The 15,447-nt window shown below is 52.5% G+C and carries 16 protein-coding genes and 2 pseudogenes; 9 read left to right on the top strand and 9 right to left on the bottom strand.

Going from position 1 to position 15,447, the window contains the following annotated elements:
* Nucleotides 1-9: 9 nt before the first annotated feature.
* The 4 genes from AC4ANK_RS25230 to AC4ANK_RS25215 all read right to left on the bottom strand — a co-directional run bounded on the left by AC4ANK_RS25230 (nt 10) and on the right by AC4ANK_RS25215 (nt 3,260).
* Entirely contained in the window at nt 10-222 is a 213-nt protein-coding gene (locus AC4ANK_RS25230; protein ID WP_460382897.1) for a hypothetical protein, read from the bottom strand.
* 352 nt (nt 223-574) lie between these two features.
* Entirely contained in the window at nt 575-1,063 is a 489-nt protein-coding gene (locus AC4ANK_RS25225; protein ID WP_002552010.1) for a YagU family protein, read from the bottom strand.
* A 254-nt stretch (nt 1,064-1,317) separates the two neighbouring features.
* Nucleotides 1,318-2,463 carry a lytic murein transglycosylase gene (locus AC4ANK_RS25220; RefSeq protein WP_223227181.1) on the bottom strand — a complete coding sequence of 382 codons (1,146 nt, stop codon included), beginning with the start codon at nt 2,461-2,463 and terminating at the stop codon, nt 1,318-1,320.
* A 587-nt stretch (nt 2,464-3,050) separates the two neighbouring features.
* A complete protein-coding gene (locus AC4ANK_RS25215; protein ID WP_054997046.1) occupies nt 3,051-3,260 on the bottom strand; it encodes a hypothetical protein in 210 nt (69 codons plus the stop codon).
* A 993-nt stretch (nt 3,261-4,253) separates the two neighbouring features.
* Here AC4ANK_RS25215 and AC4ANK_RS25210 point away from each other — a divergent pair.
* From AC4ANK_RS25210 to AC4ANK_RS25185, 6 genes are all read left to right on the top strand, one after another.
* The gene (locus AC4ANK_RS25210; protein WP_031598088.1) at nt 4,254-4,478 is read left to right on the top strand and encodes a carbon storage regulator; all 225 of its coding nucleotides are present in this window, start codon (nt 4,254-4,256) and stop codon (nt 4,476-4,478) included.
* Nucleotides 4,479-4,513: 35 nt separating this feature from the next.
* The gene (locus AC4ANK_RS25205) at nt 4,514-4,930 is read left to right on the top strand and encodes a TraR/DksA family transcriptional regulator (RefSeq protein WP_002552012.1); all 417 of its coding nucleotides are present in this window, start codon (nt 4,514-4,516) and stop codon (nt 4,928-4,930) included.
* Nucleotides 4,931-4,964: 34 nt separating this feature from the next.
* Nucleotides 4,965-5,183 carry a hypothetical protein gene (locus AC4ANK_RS25200; protein ID WP_460383598.1) on the top strand — a complete coding sequence of 73 codons (219 nt, stop codon included), beginning with the start codon at nt 4,965-4,967 and terminating at the stop codon, nt 5,181-5,183.
* Between the two features lie 544 nt (nt 5,184-5,727).
* Nucleotides 5,728-5,916, top strand: coding sequence for a hypothetical protein (locus AC4ANK_RS25195; protein WP_031598090.1), 189 nt, complete (start codon nt 5,728-5,730; stop codon nt 5,914-5,916).
* 104 nt (nt 5,917-6,020) lie between these two features.
* On the top strand, nt 6,021-6,104 hold the full coding sequence (locus tag AC4ANK_RS25190) for a DUF5397 family protein (protein ID WP_369008454.1): 84 nt from the start codon (nt 6,021-6,023) through the stop codon (nt 6,102-6,104).
* A 361-nt stretch (nt 6,105-6,465) separates the two neighbouring features.
* Nucleotides 6,466-6,954, top strand: coding sequence for a hypothetical protein (locus tag AC4ANK_RS25185; RefSeq protein ID WP_057446518.1), 489 nt, complete (start codon nt 6,466-6,468; stop codon nt 6,952-6,954).
* A 45-nt stretch (nt 6,955-6,999) separates the two neighbouring features.
* On the opposite strand, the gene AC4ANK_RS25180 is transcribed toward AC4ANK_RS25185, so the two are convergent.
* From AC4ANK_RS25180 to istA, 5 genes and pseudogenes are all read right to left on the bottom strand, one after another.
* Complete coding sequence (locus tag AC4ANK_RS25180; protein ID WP_002552014.1) at nt 7,000-7,680, bottom strand: DsbA family protein; 681 nt, start codon at nt 7,678-7,680, stop codon at nt 7,000-7,002.
* Nucleotides 7,677-7,976: a hypothetical protein gene (locus AC4ANK_RS25175; protein ID WP_002552015.1), complete on the bottom strand. Its 300-nt coding sequence runs from the start codon at nt 7,974-7,976 to the stop codon at nt 7,677-7,679. The genes AC4ANK_RS25180 and AC4ANK_RS25175 overlap by 4 nt, the downstream gene beginning before the upstream one ends.
* Nucleotides 7,973-9,259, bottom strand: a pseudogene (locus AC4ANK_RS25170) (conjugative transfer ATPase); the annotation flags it as partial. The pseudogene AC4ANK_RS25170 and the gene AC4ANK_RS25175, both read right to left, overlap by 4 nt.
* A 161-nt stretch (nt 9,260-9,420) precedes the next feature.
* The gene (gene istB, locus AC4ANK_RS25165) at nt 9,421-10,224 is read right to left on the bottom strand and encodes an IS21-like element ISPsy20 family helper ATPase IstB (RefSeq protein ID WP_031598096.1); all 804 of its coding nucleotides are present in this window, start codon (nt 10,222-10,224) and stop codon (nt 9,421-9,423) included.
* The gene (gene istA, locus AC4ANK_RS25160) at nt 10,217-11,716 is read right to left on the bottom strand and encodes an IS21-like element ISPsy20 family transposase (RefSeq protein ID WP_460383596.1); all 1,500 of its coding nucleotides are present in this window, start codon (nt 11,714-11,716) and stop codon (nt 10,217-10,219) included. Before istA ends, istB begins: the two co-directional genes overlap by 8 nt.
* Nucleotides 11,717-12,108: 392 nt before the next feature.
* Between istA and AC4ANK_RS25155 the strand changes: the two genes are divergently transcribed.
* From AC4ANK_RS25155 to AC4ANK_RS25145, 3 genes and pseudogenes are all read left to right on the top strand, one after another.
* Nucleotides 12,109-13,401, top strand: coding sequence for an MFS transporter (locus tag AC4ANK_RS25155; protein WP_057446706.1), 1,293 nt, complete (start codon nt 12,109-12,111; stop codon nt 13,399-13,401).
* Nucleotides 13,402-13,533: 132 nt separating this feature from the next.
* Nucleotides 13,534-14,007 (top strand): annotated as a pseudogene (locus AC4ANK_RS25150) (hypothetical protein).
* A 339-nt stretch (nt 14,008-14,346) separates the two neighbouring features.
* A complete protein-coding gene (locus AC4ANK_RS25145; RefSeq protein WP_002553184.1) occupies nt 14,347-15,447 on the top strand; it encodes an amidinotransferase in 1,101 nt (366 codons plus the stop codon).

The raw sequence follows: 15,447 nt of genomic DNA, 5'->3' as shown, positions 1-15,447 counted from the left end.
TTCTCTCATCTAAACGCTTACGCAAGAAGCGTCGGGAAACATGTCGTTCAGATACGTTGTCTGGCAGCAACTACAAAGATCGACATCACCGAAAGGATCGATATCGAAGGAAAAGTCGGTATCGGGCACGAAGGTAGTATGCCCGGCGCGTTGGAGACGGGTCTGCTTTGCCTTGGCTTTTGCCCGGCTCGCCCGTTTACGTTTTTTGGTCTCTGACGCCATGTGTAAGCCTGTGCTGAGGAGGGATCGACTCGATTTCGGCTATGATAACCGATTTCAAAATCCCACAATTTGCAGCCGCAGGCTGCCCAGTTCCACTACAGCCAAGATCCGTCGTGCAACATACCTTCGACCTGGTCAATTCAAAAACCTCATAAGAGTGGCTTCGATGACAGGCCGCATGCCGGAGCGGACGTGCTGCTGCTTTGGCTCACTCACACAGCTGGCCTGCGCGTCACAGAGCTGGCCCAGCTTGAAACGTCGCCTTTACCGCCAAGCGGGTAGACGCAATCAATCCCGGTCGAAAAACGCGATGGTCGCAGGTCGAGGCCATTTCGATTGCAGGCCGTTACAGCTAACCTGGGCCGGGCGACCAACGTTGCTGCAGATCGCGACGTATGACTTCGATCACCCATATCCATAGCAAGTGTCCAAAGGTTTCAGATGCCCATTCCGCTGGAGGAAGCTCCCAGAGCGGAGGAGCCCAGTGAAACATCGGTAAAAGTACCCCGTGAAAAGCCAGGGTGACAAGCATGCCAAAGCCAAAACCTTGCCATACGGCAACACGCGGATACCTAAGCGCAGTCATGCAATAGAAGATGGCGAAAAAAATGGAAAAGCTTTGGTGAATCAAGGCACTGCCATAATTCACCATGTGCTCGGAGTACACGTAGGTAAGCTGATTAGCGTTGATACCGAGCGACTCAAGCATCTCTAAAGGCGGGATTGGACGATCTGGTGTGCGAGGCGGAAATGGGATTTCCGTCCCCCACTTGACAAAGCTAGAAACGTTACCTCCAATTAGGCCGGCCGCTGCCGAGACATAATATTCACGAGTTTTCAAGTCAACATCCTTTCCTTCGATAGACCAAGCTTGAGAGATCCAGATCCACGCCCAGAGCGTTTCCTCAAAATAGAAGTACCAGACGGCTATTCGTATATCTATGGTTTTAATAGGTAAATTATAAATATCGAAGCGATTTTATTCTGAGACTGCACACGATCATACAAATTTTTCCGCTTTCTTTATGGGGGGTGTAACCCGGATTAACCCCCCCCCAGAAAATATAGCGAGCTAAACCTATGAAGTGAGTACACCTATCGGCGCAGGCGCTCCAGTAGTACAGTGCTGGCGTAACCGTCGGGTGGCAAATGCTGATCTTTCTGGTAAGCCCGGATGGCCGCCCGGGTCATCGCCCCTATCACACCGTCAGCAGCACCCAGGGAGTAGCCCTTAGCAGTCAGCAGTTTCTGCAAATCGGTTACCTGCGCAATGCTGCCCAAGGGAGGATTATCAGTCGGCCACGGGTGAGACACGCCGGTCCCGCCAGCATAACTGTCGGCTAGTAGCCCGATCGTTAGCGCATAGGCAGTGGAGTTGTTATAGCGCAGGATGCTACGGAAATTACTTAGGACCATAAATGCTGGCCCGCGATAACCTGCGGGCAGCAGGACCGATGCTTGCTCCTGTGCGAGCTCGCCCGGAATCGCTTGCTTCGTTCCCATCACCCCGAGCCGTTGCCATTCGGCAACGGGCTTCTTGATCGAAATGTCAGCCTGAGCGTAATCGAAATTCTCGGGCAACTGCACCTCCTGTCCCCAAGAGACGCGCGAGTTCCAAGCGCTGCGTTGTAAATAAGAGGCAGTGGAGGCCAGCGCATCGGCCCGGGAACTCCAAACGTCGCGCCGATTGTCGTGGTTAAAATCAACTGCATAGTCGAGATAGGTCGTCGGGATGAATTGCGTCTGCCCCATCGCGCCAGCCCACGAGCCAATCAATTGCGCACGGGCGATGTCTTTGTTTTGCACGATATGAAGGGCGGCCATCAACTGTGTAGCCCCGTAATCCATCCGCCGGCCCTTGTAAGCAAGCGTGGCCAAGGAACGAATCACATCGCGACTACCAATATCCTTACCGTAGCCGCTTTCAATACACCAGATAGCCGCGATAATCTTCGCATCCACACCGTAGTGACGCTCTACCTCGTTCAGAACTGGCTCTTTTTGCAGAAGCTCCTGCCCTTGCTGGATATTCTTCGGAGTCAGACGTTCAGACAAATAATCCCAGATGGCCGTCGTGAACTCTGGTTGCGCCATGTCCAACTGGTGCACAGTAGGGTCAAGCGTGATGTTTTGGAAAGCAAGATCGAGTGTGGCTGTGTCGATGCCCTTAGTAGTTGCATTGCTGCGGAAAGTAGCCAGCCATTGCTGAAAATCCGCCTCCGACGTGCTCTCGTTCGACACGCTGGGAGTCATGTCTGCGGAGAAGCAAGCTGGAGCGGCTGATGCACATGAGAGCATAATGACTACCAGCGATGTAGTTATAACCCTGGAACGCATAGCTTTTGCTCTCCTGTAAAAATTCCAATACGGCGCTCGTTCAGTGAAAGTGGATTATGTGGTGCTTCTAACTTGGGCGAGGTATTAGAGGTATTCTGCTCCAGCCTTATCACTGAAGAGAGGTAGGTGTTCCTGATTTGCATAATCTACATACCCTATGCGCTGAGCCATGTGTTCATATAACAGAACTATACGTGGTCATCACCAAGCGCTGAATTCCATTGAAAATTTCTATCAGAAATGTAGGCACTGCACTATCACGCTATGTCGACAACGGGGAGCCCGCCGCATTCGGGGACAAACCGTACGGCCAGCACTTCCTTTAGGAAACAGGCCCTCTTACTGCTCTTATTTCGCTGCACCTCCACTGCTTGGTAGTCACTCCGTCATGTCTGTCGACTGAGCCGGTGACGGAGCATCTGCTTTTTCTGGCTGCCGTCTCAATCTCGATGTGCAGGATTTTAGTTTCCTACACACGAACCTTTGCCGTCTTATCCTCCTTGCCGTTTGGTAAGTTCAAATCCCTGCGCATAAACAAGGTTGAACGTGTCTACCACATGCATTATTTCTTCGTCAGGCAGGCTGGCGGGAACTGTCAGTACCGGTTCGCCACCCGCACCTCGCACTGTAGCAGTATGTGGACTCGACTCCCGATCAATCCGAATATCATTGGGGGTTACGAGGTAAAGAAATTTAGTCATGTGCTTCTTCCATGATTGCTGATAGAGTTTGAAAATCGAACGGTGACGCTGCGGAAAAGATGATTTCTATACAAATTCCGCACCGAATATCCAGAAGCGTTTAAGCATAAGTCTGTTTGTTTCAGTTTTCGCGAACTGTTATCTCTGGCGTTTCCGAACGCACGTGCTGTGGGTGGGGCCCGTATTCCTGTTTGCAGCAAGATCTCGGCCAAGGCGTTCCTCTTGTGTAATAAAGTAGCGATGGTTGTGATGCTCCGGTGGCGCCATGTTTTCATGTCTGAACTGGGAAAGTCGTAACAAAGTGAGGAAGCACCGCAGTAAAGTTTTGCGTTTCTTGGAGTATCCTGTAGGCATCCAGATTGCCGTTCCAATTATTAGCCCTTTTAATTGATCTTCTCCTTAAATAAAAAGTGTTAGTGATCCGCTAAGGTTAAGTCATTGCATTCCATTGAGGATCACAAAGCACTGTAACTGGATTACGGTCTTCTGTAAACCCACCATCTACAAATCGTCTCTTTTTCGCAATTTTTCCGTAACACAGGCCTTGGTTAGCGTAGCCAGCGATTTGGTTCCATCAGCAATAGGTCCAGAGGGTCTTTATTGATCTGGATCAAAAAAAACATGAAATTTGAGGCTCGAGGGTACCAATGACATTGCTTATCAGCGATAACGACCGAACGTAAAGTCGCACTGTTGCTGCATCGTGTTTTGCTGCGTGCTTTAATCGGAATGCTACATCCACCGCTGTTGAGGGCGATGACCCGTTCATGCATTTTGGTATTAGGTTTACGCCCAGCGTATCGACCGGCACCCTTTGTCAGGTCGGTGCCTTGGTACAGCTGCCATGATTTTGTTCGTCAGTTGGGCGAGGTCTATCGTCTGACTTGAACATCCTGGCAGCGGTGGTGGCTGTCCTTTGGTTGCTCGATACAGCGTTGGTGTATGCCAGAGGCAGAGCGCTGATCCAGTTTTCTAGGTAAAGAGGAAAATCGTATGCTCCTTCTGACTCGCCGCGAAGGTGAAAATATTATAATTGGCGATGGAATTCAGATCCAAGTCCTAAGCGTTTCAGAGGATAGTGGGGATGTACGTATCCAGATTGAAGCCCCAGATGTCGTCGAGGCGCAGCGCAGAACCGTTGGGAACGAAGTGACCGATCACAAGCCTGGCCCTGTTATTACTCATAAGCGGCGGTGGCGTTCGTTGGTCACTCAGTAGGAAGTTTGGATGACCAACCAGACCAGGAGCACAAGATGGCATTGATGAGTGTCGAGCAACTGCTGAATCAAGCAGAGGACGAGTACATGAGCGTAGACCAGCTGGTCTTTTTCAAAGATAGGTTGGAGGTCAAAGCCGCAGAGCTTCGTGATCGCTTGCTCAGCGGTCAGGCCAGTTGCGAAATCGAGCGTCACCCGGACGAAGCCGACTTCGCTTCCGATGAGGAAAACAGAGCGGTGGCAGCAAGCATGATAGAAAGGGACAGACAGACGTTGAGCCATGTGCTTAAGGCCCTGGAAATTCTCGCTCTGGGTGACTACGGTTTTTGCCAGGAAACTGGCGAGGCCATAGGCATAAAACGCCTGCTACTGGTCCCCGAGTCGTTGTACTCGGTCGAATCGATGCGGGCGCTGGAGGCCAAGGGGATGCACCAGCGCCAAGTGGCCCAGTAAAGTCGCCGCAGCGAAGTGATCCGGGAAAATTGCGATGACTACAAAAAGTGTCGAGCGCGATGTGGCTATCTCAGAGCTTGCCGACCATTTGGAGAGCGATCTGATGCCTTGTCCAGCAGGACGTACCGCACTGTTGACGTGGATAGAAAAAAATCTTGAAATAGCGCTCAATCCTGTAACCACAGCAGCTGATGCAACGTGGTTGATCGAAAGTGCTTATATCCAATGGGCCGCTGCACAGCCAAAGTGCTAAGGGACATTCTATGAACGCGATTTCTACCCCTGTCATGGGGTTCATAGCGTTTACCGTGCCGCTTAAGGCCAAAGGCGATGGGTATGACTATCCTATCCTGGTTCGGATCGAATTCAGCGACAGTCAGATGATTCAGTCCAATTGTTTCCCGTGGAGGGCACACAGGAACCCTTGATCACAAATGCTAGAAGGGTGAACATCTCAAACAACGAGCCGGACAACCGCCCGTATGGCCCCCTTGATGGCATCGTCCTGAGCCGGTGGGCTTTTTCAAAAGCGGGCTGGGTGCTTCGCGACGATGAGTAGGTCAGTGTCTATTGGCCTTAACCGACTATTGCTCCCCAACCCCGAACACGCATCCTGCGGCGGTTCGATGGAAAGCGCTGTGCAAACAGTCCTGCGTTGTTGGGCAACATGGTTTGCAGAGTTGTTTAGTGTAGGTTCAGCGGTTGACATCGGTAGAGTTCAAAGCGGAATACCGTCGCCGGCGCCGGGTCAGTAGAAAAACACCTCTTTTGCACCGAAAAGGCACTGGGAACGTCGTATGAAATTAGCATTGGCTCAAATATTTGCGGTTTTAATTTCAATAGGTCTTGAGGCGGCAGGGCAGTGCACAGCAGATCTGGCGTACACCGAGGCCGGTATGTTTGCTCTTCTATTTGGAGTGGTTCTGATGATGCCAATCTTTGGACTCGAGATATTTGAATGGCTACGTGAAAAGACTCTGACCTGATAGGCAGAGATGCCTATTTAGCGTGTCTGGGCCGTTCTTGACTGTGTAGAATGCAACATCAGAGCATCTTCAGAGCTGAGTAGGTCGAGGTCTTGCCACCATAGTTGATTGATGTCGCCATGGTGGAGACATGTGAAAAGACTGAGTACCGCTTGGCGCATCTGTTTGACGACACTGAGGCGCACTGATTAGTCTGCGACATGCGCGCCTTGCGCATCGAGCAATGGTCTGACTTCACCCTGGTGGTGAAGTCGTAGCAATAGGAGTGAGTCATCATGAAAAACGAAAGTAAGCCGCCGATGTTCGGTCCCTCGGGAATCTTCGATACCACGACCTACAGGCCGCGCTCATTCAAAACCTTCTGGATGCCTTTGAAAGACGGGATATTTAAGATGAAAGCTGGCCAAGCTGAAATAGCTTGTGCCTAAGTAGAAATTTCGCTGTACCGCCCAAGCTCTGCCATGTGCTATTAGGCTCATTAGGCTCATTAGGCTCATTAGGCTCGAACGGTAGTGAACCTTCAAATACTGCGAAATGTGGATACTTAAAATGATTAAAGTTCAAATTTTAGACAAGTTTTTAACTTTTATTGTCTCTCTGCTTGTTACTTATCCAATCATCTGCTTGGTACTCGCCGCAACGATTTACAGCTTTGTGCCGGATAACAACCATGGCATCAAAACTATCCCCCTTGCGGTGTATGGCTGGATTGAAGGGCAGAAGCACAAAGACTCAGCAGATGGATATTTGAGCTTCAAAAAATGCCTTGACGCGCCAGATTTCCAAGGTACGAGCCCTAAAGAAATTAAGGACTGTCAAAGTTGGGGCAGCGACCAGGTATCAGTTGATGATGCTGCTAACATGGTAGTTAATGTCGTCTTCCTCTTTTACGTTGCGTTCGTGGGGTGTGGCGCCTTTCTGATGTTTGCGGTGAAGGTTTCGACTGATGGTCTGAAGAGCATGCTCCTGCCAACGTATAATCTCTTTAAAGAGCTTTTTGTTACGCTTTATGGACTGATCAGAAAGAAACGTTATTAATGCCAACGAAGTTCCTGGACCTTGCCGACTTCAAGGTTCAGCAGGTTAAGGATTCTCGGCCAGCCAGTCGATTGCGGAAAGCAGCACGTTACCGTCAGGTGCTCCCTGCAGTTTGATCGAGCGCCCGGAGTGCTTGTCCTTGATGACCAACGTCGGTGTGGCGGTGATGCCGCCTAGGCTGGCCTTGTGTGCCTGGCTAACAACAGCCTGTCGGGCAGTCGGGTTGCTCGACGCGCAGTTATCGATGAAGTGCTGGCGATCCTCAAGCCCCGGGATCTGCGGGTTGCCATCAGTTCCAGCACCGTTTGACCGAGTACGTTGATAAATGAGCTCGACGGCGAGCCAGAACACGTCATTGCCTCGCTCGATCCCTGCGCACTCAGCCCAGCGAGCTTCATAGCTGGCTGCAGGCTCATGCATCGGCAGGGGCAAATGGTGCCACTGAAGATTCACGTCTGGATGCTGATCAACCCATGCTTTGAGCTGTGGGAAGTAATCCTTGCAGTACGGGCATTCCAGATCTGCATATTCGACAATGGTGAAACGGGCACCACGGCTGCCGTAAATCCATCCGCCACTTGGCCTCTGTTGACTCTCTGCTGACGCCTGGGTGCCACCTGTGACTCCAAGCGTGTTCTGCCTCAGTTCTGTCAGCAGAAAAGCCAGGATTGCCAAGGCGACCGCACCGATGCCGTACAGCATCTGGCGATGTGTGGGGCGCTTCATGCGGAGGCCTCTTTATCGAGAAATTGTTTGGCCAGCAACTCCTGATCCAGCAACGTCAGAAGAGCCTTCTGCGCGCTTTCAGGCTGTGGGTGATGCTCAAGCCACTGGTCCAGCGCTTTGTGCAGTTGGGACTGGATCTCTCGACGATCAACCGCTACATGTTTCACGACTTCCAGGTGTTCGATCAGGACCGGTGCGCAAATTTTCAAGGCCAGCAGAGCATCTTCCTGTGGGTTTTTGAGCAGTTGAGTCAGGCTGTCGATCAGATTTTGAGTCAGGGCATCCATGGCTCTCATGCCAGGTTCTCCAAGGGTGAAGAGGGGAATGTAATGGTTGTCGGTTCAATCCCGCGAATGCGGTCGAGGTCGTGTGCGATCGCCATTGCGGCTCCCAGCTCGTCTACCCCTAACGACTGCATTAGATCGTACCGCTGTTTTTTTTCCTCCGGCTCAGTCATGGCCAATGCCAGGAGCAGGCTTGGGGGCACGGCTCGAAACAAAACCTCCATAGATTTGGAAAGCACAACCCCTTCAGTATATTTTCCGCTTTCTTTACGGGCTGACAGCATCAGTGACTTTTGCGCGGGCGTCAGCTTACGGAACGTGGTGATTTTCTCCACTTCATCCGGTGGCATGTTCAGGCAGATCCACCACTCGATCATGTTAAGCATCGGTGCTGCTGCTGACGGAAGGTCGTCGATGTTCTGAGTGGCAAGCCAGAACCAGGCACCGAGTTTTCGCCACATCTTGGTGATCTTGATGACGTAGGGCGAGAGAAGGGGGTTTTTCGTAATGATGTGACCCTCGTCAGTGAAGTTGACGATCGGACGCCCCTTGAATTGGTCCCGTTCTGCAATGTTGTTCACGGTGTTGATCAGCGAGATGTAGGCGACCGACAGTTGGGCGTTATACCCCTCGCGGGCGTAGGTGGCCAAGTCCAGGATTGTGATGTCGGCTTCAGGCCAAGGCGTACCCTCCCGGTTGAACATCTCACCGTCAGCCCCCATGCAGAACATGTCCATGGCTTCAGCCATCTCGAACATGCGTTCTCGGCGCTTTTCCGGAAGGGTGGTGTCCTTGCCAGCGTCACTCAGCGCATCACGCACATCCTCCGTCTTGACTGCTCGTTCAGCGTCAAAGCATGTTCTGGCTGCCGTCAGAATGCAGTGCCTAATGGCGCTGCGGTCTGCGCGAGTGAGTCGAGCCTCTTCTCTCTCTTCGCCGCCGGTGATCATGAGCCTGGCCACGATCTCCATTTCGCCCAAAACATCACGCTCCTCTTCGCCCTGTTCAGGCATTGTTTGCAGATGCTCATCGGATCCTTCAATGTCATCGGCATCCAAGATCGTGACTTTGTCAGGTGTTGACACCAGGCGAATGGCATCAGTGAAGGGGGCCAGACTCACGCCCGACCCTGGCGCCAACTTGAGCCGGTTGACCGTCAGCCCAAGCTTTTGGGCAAAATCTCCCAGTAGGCCGAAACTATTACCGGCTTCAATGATGAACAGGCGCGGCCTGTAAATGGCGATTAACTGCATCAGCAAATTGTTGGCCGTGGCTGACTTACCTGAACCTGTCGGTGTTGGCGCTGATTGAAAACTGACCCACCCTGCCGATTGAAAATTGACCCAGGACGGATTGCTGATTTTTGCCCCAGCAATTGTGGATAAGCTTAGCAGCAGTGTTCCGATTGAAGACGCATCAAGCCCCACCGCATGCAGCAGGGCATTTATGGTGCGGATCAAAATGGCTCATCGTCCTCGATATCATTTCCGTCCTTTCGCTTTCGTTCGCGTGTTTTGATCTTTGTCTGGGCAGCCAATGTGCTGTGTTGTAGGCGGTAGGACTCGTTGCCCGTTTCGACGATGTGGCAGTGGTGTGTCAGCCGATCCAGCAACGCGGTGGTCATCTTGGCGTCGCCAAACACACTCGACCATTCCGAGAAGCTCAGGTTGGTGGTGATGACCACGCTGGTGTGTTCGTACAGTTTGGACAGCAGGTGAAATAACAGGGCGCCACCGCTTTGGCTGAAGGGCAAATATCCGAGTTCATCCAGTATCACCAGGTCTGTGCGCAGCAGTGCCTGGGCGATTCGCCCTGCCTTGCCATCGTACTTCTCACGCTCCAGCAGATTCACCAGATCCACCGTGGAAAAGAAGCGCACGCGTTTGTTGTAGGCCGTGATTCCGGATACAGCCAAGGCACTGGCCAGGTGTGTTTTCCCGGTGCCAGGGCCGCCGATGAACACGACATTCTGCGCGGTTTCAGTGAACGCCAAGCTGGATAGATCGCTGACCAGCCGGGCATCAGCGCTGGAAGCGCTGAAGTCAAAGCCAGCTAAGTCACGGTGCATGGGGAGTTTTGCCATGTTCATCTGATGATTCACCGAGCGCACCGCGCGATCCGCATGTTCCTGCTGAAGCAGATGTTCCAGCAGCCATTTCGATGAAGCCGTCGACGCTGTTCCTTGAGAGACCAGTTCTTCCCAAGCACTGGCCATGCCGTGCAGGCGCAGTTCTTTGAGTTCAGTCATTAGGTCACGCATTGCGATTCTCCTCATCGGTCGTACGGAGCCGGTCGTAGCGTGCTGTATTGGCAACCGGCGCCACTTTGAGTTGCAGGCTGGTTTCTACACAGGGAGGTGGTGCGGTGGAGGTCAGGCGGGCAACGACATTGAGGATGTGATCGGCGCTCAGACTTCCCGATTCAAGTACCAGCTCCACCGCCACCAGCACTGGTTCGAGACCGGCGATGGGCACAGCAGCCAGTGCCTGCATCATGATTCGATCACCGTTGGTGTGACGCCTCAGTCCGCGTTTAAGAAGCTGTAACGGTTTTGGCAGATCAGCAAATGGAGCGCCATTGCGCAGTGCACCAGGCTTGCGTTCGATGAGTGGGATGTAGTGCTGCCAGTCAAAACCGATCTGATCTCGATCAAAGAGGCGCTCGTGACTGGCGATCACCGTTTCGTCGGCAATGACCACGATTCGCGAAGGGTACAAACGGCTGCTGACCCATTGACCCACACGCTCGCAAGGCACCGAATAACGATTGCGCGCCACGCTGATCAGGCAGGTGCTAGAGACACGGACGGTGCGTTCCACGTAGCCATCAAAGGCCGTCGGCATTGGCATCATTTCAGCCTGCTCCAGCTCCAGGACTTCTGCCACCGTCAAACCGTTGTACTGCGGATGTACAAGTTCAGCCCAGAGCGTACGACAGCGTTGGCCGAGCCAGACGTTCAGCTCCTCGAAGGTATGGAACATGCAATTTTGAGCATCGAGCCAGATTCGCCTCCGGCTGTCTTGCACGTTCTTTTCGACGATGCCTTTCTCCCAGCCAGAGGCCACGTTGCAGAAGTCCGGATCGAACAGATAGTGCGCGCACATCACGGAAAACCGGGCATTGACCGTGCGGCCTTTGCCTTTGTTAACCTTGTCGACAGCCGTTTTCATGTTGTCGTAGATGCCGCGACGTGGCACGCCACCCAACGCTCCAAACGAACGTGTATGGGCATCAAACAGCATCTCGTGGCCTTGACTGGGGTACGCAACCAACCAGAACGCGCGACTTGCGCACAGCTTCATATGGGAGACCTGGATACGTCGAAACAGGCCACCGATCAGCAGGCCTTCTTCGCTCCAGTCAAACTGAAAGGCCTCACCGAGGGCAAAAGTCAGCGGTACAAAAGCGCGTACAGACTTGCCTTGCTCGCACCGCCAAGAGCGGACAAACGCCGTGAGCTGGCTGTAACCGCCGTCATAACCCTCGGCCTTGATCTGCTCAAAAAGTGCCTTGGCGCTCCTACGGTTGTGTTTTGGCCGGAACGAATCAGCCTTGAGCGCCTGCTCTAAGGTCTCGTGAAAAGGGTTGAGCTTATTGAAGGATGCGCACCGTTGGTACGCTGGTTGATTGGCTTCGGGCGCTCTGACCCATTTTCGGATGGTGTTTCTCGACAGCCCGGTACGCTTGGCTATCTGATGCAGCGAGAGCTTGTCGCGGAAGTACATCCGCCGGATTTTTCCCAACATTTCCATGCTGATCACCCTGTGTTCTCCTGCTCAAAAAGTGAGCAGAAGCAGTTGAGCACCTGGGTCAGTTTTCAGTCGGCAGAACAGCCTCTACTGGGTCAGTTTTCGGTCAGCGGCAACAGGCGAAGCAACTGTCGTATCCTACTGATCCACTTTGCCCATCAGAAAGCTTCAGTCGCGCGCGATGAGTACCAAACGCCATCATTATTGACGGGAATAGCGCCTTTGCATTGGGCTCATTCCGGCGCTAACAACTCCACCATGGCCTGTATTTTTCGAGATATGGGGGAATAACGGAACCCATCAGCACAAGCGCACCACGAACGTAACACTTAAAGCGCCCAGATCACCGCTCCCTTTATTGCGCATTAAGAAATTACCCGGTGGAAACGTATTTTATGGCTTTATCGAACCGTCCGGAAATCATCGATACCGCTGATGGCCATTCCCTTTCCAACTCAGACAACAGCGATCTTGAGAGCAATTGGCAGGTGCGTTTCTGGATGATTTTCACCGGTCAGACTCTTTCCCTGATCGGCTCCGGGCTGACCCAGTTCGTTCTCCTTTGGTGGATTACAGACACAACGGGTAGCCTGGCAGCGCTGGCAACCGCTGGGGTCGTAGCGCTCTTGCCACAGGCGCTGATCAGCCCTCTGGGAGGCATATTTGCTGACCGCTACAGTCGCCGCGTGTTGATGATTGCCACTGATATGATCAGCGCGCTGTGCATGTCGATATTGATTGTACTGTTTCTTACCGAGCGTGTTGAACTGTGGCACGTTTACTGGATGATGTTCGTACGCAGCGCGATGCAAGCGTTCCAGACGCCGGCCGCATCGGCCAGCGTGGCTATGCTTGTGCCACGCAGTTTTTTACCCCGTGCAGCGGGCCTGAGTCAGGCCATGCAGGGGATAACTCTGGTTGCTGCCGCACCGCTAGGCGCGCTCGCTATCAGCATGATCCCGCTGGGATGGGCACTGTCCATCGATGTGGTTACAGCACTATTGGGCTGCTTGCCGTTGTTGCGCTACCGTATTCCCCAGGCATTCAATAGCAACCACACGGGTCTATCAACGCTAAGGAGTGAGTTTCGCGATGGCTTGCATTTGATCTGGAGTCACCCTGGCTTGCGCCACCTCTATGCGTTGATGGGGGGCGTGGTACTGATGATTACGCCTTCGTTCACATTGGTGCCATTGTTGGTCAAAGAGCACTTCGGCGGTGGTGCGCCGCACGTTGCGTTTATCGATGCAATGGCAGGCGCTGGCATGCTGATAGGGGCCGTAGTTGTGGCGCTATTTGCGACTCGCCAGCAAGTCACATGGATCCTCTGGGGCTTCGCTACCTCATGTTTCGCGCTAGCATTAACAGGTCTGATGCCTGCCGACCGCTTCAACATCGCCGCAGTGTGTTGGCTGATTAGTGGCATGTCCTTCATTCTAGGGGATGCCCCAATGACTGCATTGCTTCAAGGCACCATCCCCAATCACCTGCAAGGGCGTGGGCTTTCGTTGCTGAATATGGTCATGGGGCTAGCCGCTCCACTAGGTTTGGCGCTGACAACTCCACTAGGTGAGCTTATCGGCGTGCGATGGCTTTTTGTCTTTACCGGCGTGTTAGGCGGACTGATTTGCCTGATGGGATTTTTTTCATCCGCCGTGCGCCGTCTTGAAGACGGCACGCACTACTGATGGCCACTCACAAATAACGTTGATGACATGGAACCGATAACGACTTTTTGACCACTTATCTGATTTAAGGACATTTCGATGCATAAGCTCTAGGTTTGGCAGAGTGTTTGATCTCAACCGCAGGGACACCCGATGGAGCAGATGACCTTCGCTGACGCCGAGTACGCTGGTAAATGTAGGCAAGCCTATAAAGAGCGTTTTCTGACAAAGCCTTATTATCCAAAATGCGAAGGGGTTCGTCCGGCTCTTCCGTAGATGGCCGTTCTGCGCATAAAACATGTTTAAGCAGGCGGGATCAGCGGTAATGTGGGTTGCACCGGCGTGGACAAGCATCAGAATTGTCAGATTATCTGGTCGATTGTTGTACGTCCGAGCAGCTGCAAAAAGCTTGATGAGACTAGTTGGATCGTTCGAGTGCATTGCAAAATCGAGTACGCGAAAGCCCAGTGCGCGCAAAAGGTCGAACATCCGTTCCGCGTGATCAAGCGCCATTTTGGATATACGAAAGTGCGGTTTCGCCGGCGCTCTAAAAACACCGGGCAACAGGCCGCGCTCTTTACCCTGGCGAATAGTTGGGGGGCGGGCGAAAGCGCCTGCCGGGGATAGGAAAGTTGCACCTAAGTGTGGAACACGTCTTGGGACTGTGCTAATCGACAAAACTTAATGAATTAAACGCGGGAAAAGTCTGATGGTCTGATAGGACGGGATTTTTTGAAACTCAGGCTAAAAAGTTATCAAAAGTTGATACCTGCTTCAGACCTTCCTCAAGGCGTTTAATGAAACAACCTGGAGGTGTTATGGTGTAATTATATACCTGCTGACGCTATGAGTGCCTGGATAACGCGAATCTCAGGATGCAGCGCTTGGCTGTGAAAATCATACGTTTAAATGCGCCCCTTCAGTCAATATGGCGGCGTTTAAATCGATAGAAAAATAAGGTCAACCATGTCATATCAAAAAGCAGAACCCGCTTACTTCACAACGACCCAAAGTCCAGTTGAAGTTTATACAGAATGGGACCCGTTGGAGGAGGTTATCGTTGGAATCATGGATGATATTCGTGTCCCGGATTGGGACCTCGGCCTAAAAGCAATTATCCCGAAAGAATCCAGTGATTTTTTTATGACATACTCCGGGCGTCGCTTCCCAGAGGAGTTGCTTGTTAAAGCCAGGCAAGAAGTCAACACATTGGCGCGAATATTGGAAACTGAAGGCGTTCGCGTAAAAAGGCCCAATGAGTCAAATCACCACCAACCCATAATGACGCCGCACTTTACAACGGGCGGAACCTTTTACTCCGCCATGCCCAGAGATTGTCTTTTCGCGATCGGCAAAAAAATCATTGAGGTACCCATGGCTTGGCGAAGCCGTTACTTCGAGACCTTCGCGTTCCGCGACCTGTTGAACGACTATTTCAGTCAGGGCGCCGAGTGGATCGCGGCCCCCAAGCCCATGCTGAAGGACGATGTCTGGCAACCGAATTATGATTTCGAACAAGAACTTCCGTTTCGTTCTATTATCACGGAGGCGGAGCCGCTGTTTGACGCCGCCGATTTTATGAAAATGGGCCGGGATATCATCGGGCAGCGCAGCCATGTGACGAATAATAAAGGCATTGAATGGTTGCGTAGAACCTTGGGTCCGGACTACCGCGTGCACATCTATGAGTTTGAAGAGCCGGGCCCCATGCACATTGATACAACGATATTGCCGTTAGCACCGGGCCGCGTACTCATCAATAAAGATTGGGTGCCACAGATTCCTGATATTTTCAAGGACTGGGAAATTCTCAATCCGCCCCCCTCCAACCTCCCGGATGACCATCCTTTGTTCATTACGTCGAAGTGGATTCACACGAATGTCCTGATGCTTGACGAGCGGACTGTCGTGGTCGAGAAAGATGAAGAGGCGCTCATCTCCGCTTTCCGCAAATGGGGCTTTGAAACCATTCTTTGCCCTTTCAAGCACTTCCAATCCTTCGGCGGCTCGTTCCATTGTGCCACTTTGGATGTTAAGCGACGGGGAGGACTGCACCGTTATATTTGA

It is taken from the genome of Pseudomonas sp. Pmew2 (assembly GCF_058129885.1).
The sequence above is the reverse complement of the archived record's forward strand: the minus strand, read 5'-3'. Positions and strand labels throughout refer to the sequence as shown.

Bases quoted from the DNA above. Each gene is read 5' to 3' on its own strand.
- AC4ANK_RS25230 (WP_460382897.1), bottom strand. From the start codon at position 222: ATGGCGTCAGAGACCAAAAAACGTAAACGGGCGAGCCGGGCAAAAGCC.
- AC4ANK_RS25215 (WP_054997046.1), bottom strand. From the start codon at position 3,260: ATGACTAAATTTCTTTACCTCGTAACCCCCAATGATATTCGGATTGAT.
- AC4ANK_RS25210 (WP_031598088.1), top strand. From the start codon at position 4,254: ATGCTCCTTCTGACTCGCCGCGAAGGTGAAAATATTATAATTGGCGAT.
- AC4ANK_RS25205 (WP_002552012.1), top strand. From the start codon at position 4,514: ATGGCATTGATGAGTGTCGAGCAACTGCTGAATCAAGCAGAGGACGAG.
- AC4ANK_RS25200 (WP_460383598.1), top strand. From the start codon at position 4,965: ATGACTACAAAAAGTGTCGAGCGCGATGTGGCTATCTCAGAGCTTGCC.
- AC4ANK_RS25195 (WP_031598090.1), top strand. From the start codon at position 5,728: ATGAAATTAGCATTGGCTCAAATATTTGCGGTTTTAATTTCAATAGGT.
- AC4ANK_RS25185 (WP_057446518.1), top strand. From the start codon at position 6,466: ATGATTAAAGTTCAAATTTTAGACAAGTTTTTAACTTTTATTGTCTCT.
- AC4ANK_RS25180 (WP_002552014.1), bottom strand. From the start codon at position 7,680: ATGAAGCGCCCCACACATCGCCAGATGCTGTACGGCATCGGTGCGGTC.
- AC4ANK_RS25175 (WP_002552015.1), bottom strand. From the start codon at position 7,976: ATGAGAGCCATGGATGCCCTGACTCAAAATCTGATCGACAGCCTGACT.
- istB (WP_031598096.1), bottom strand. From the start codon at position 10,224: ATGCGTGACCTAATGACTGAACTCAAAGAACTGCGCCTGCACGGCATG.
- istA (WP_460383596.1), bottom strand. From the start codon at position 11,716: ATGGAAATGTTGGGAAAAATCCGGCGGATGTACTTCCGCGACAAGCTC.
- AC4ANK_RS25155 (WP_057446706.1), top strand. From the start codon at position 12,109: ATGGCTTTATCGAACCGTCCGGAAATCATCGATACCGCTGATGGCCAT.
- AC4ANK_RS25145 (WP_002553184.1), top strand. From the start codon at position 14,347: ATGTCATATCAAAAAGCAGAACCCGCTTACTTCACAACGACCCAAAGT.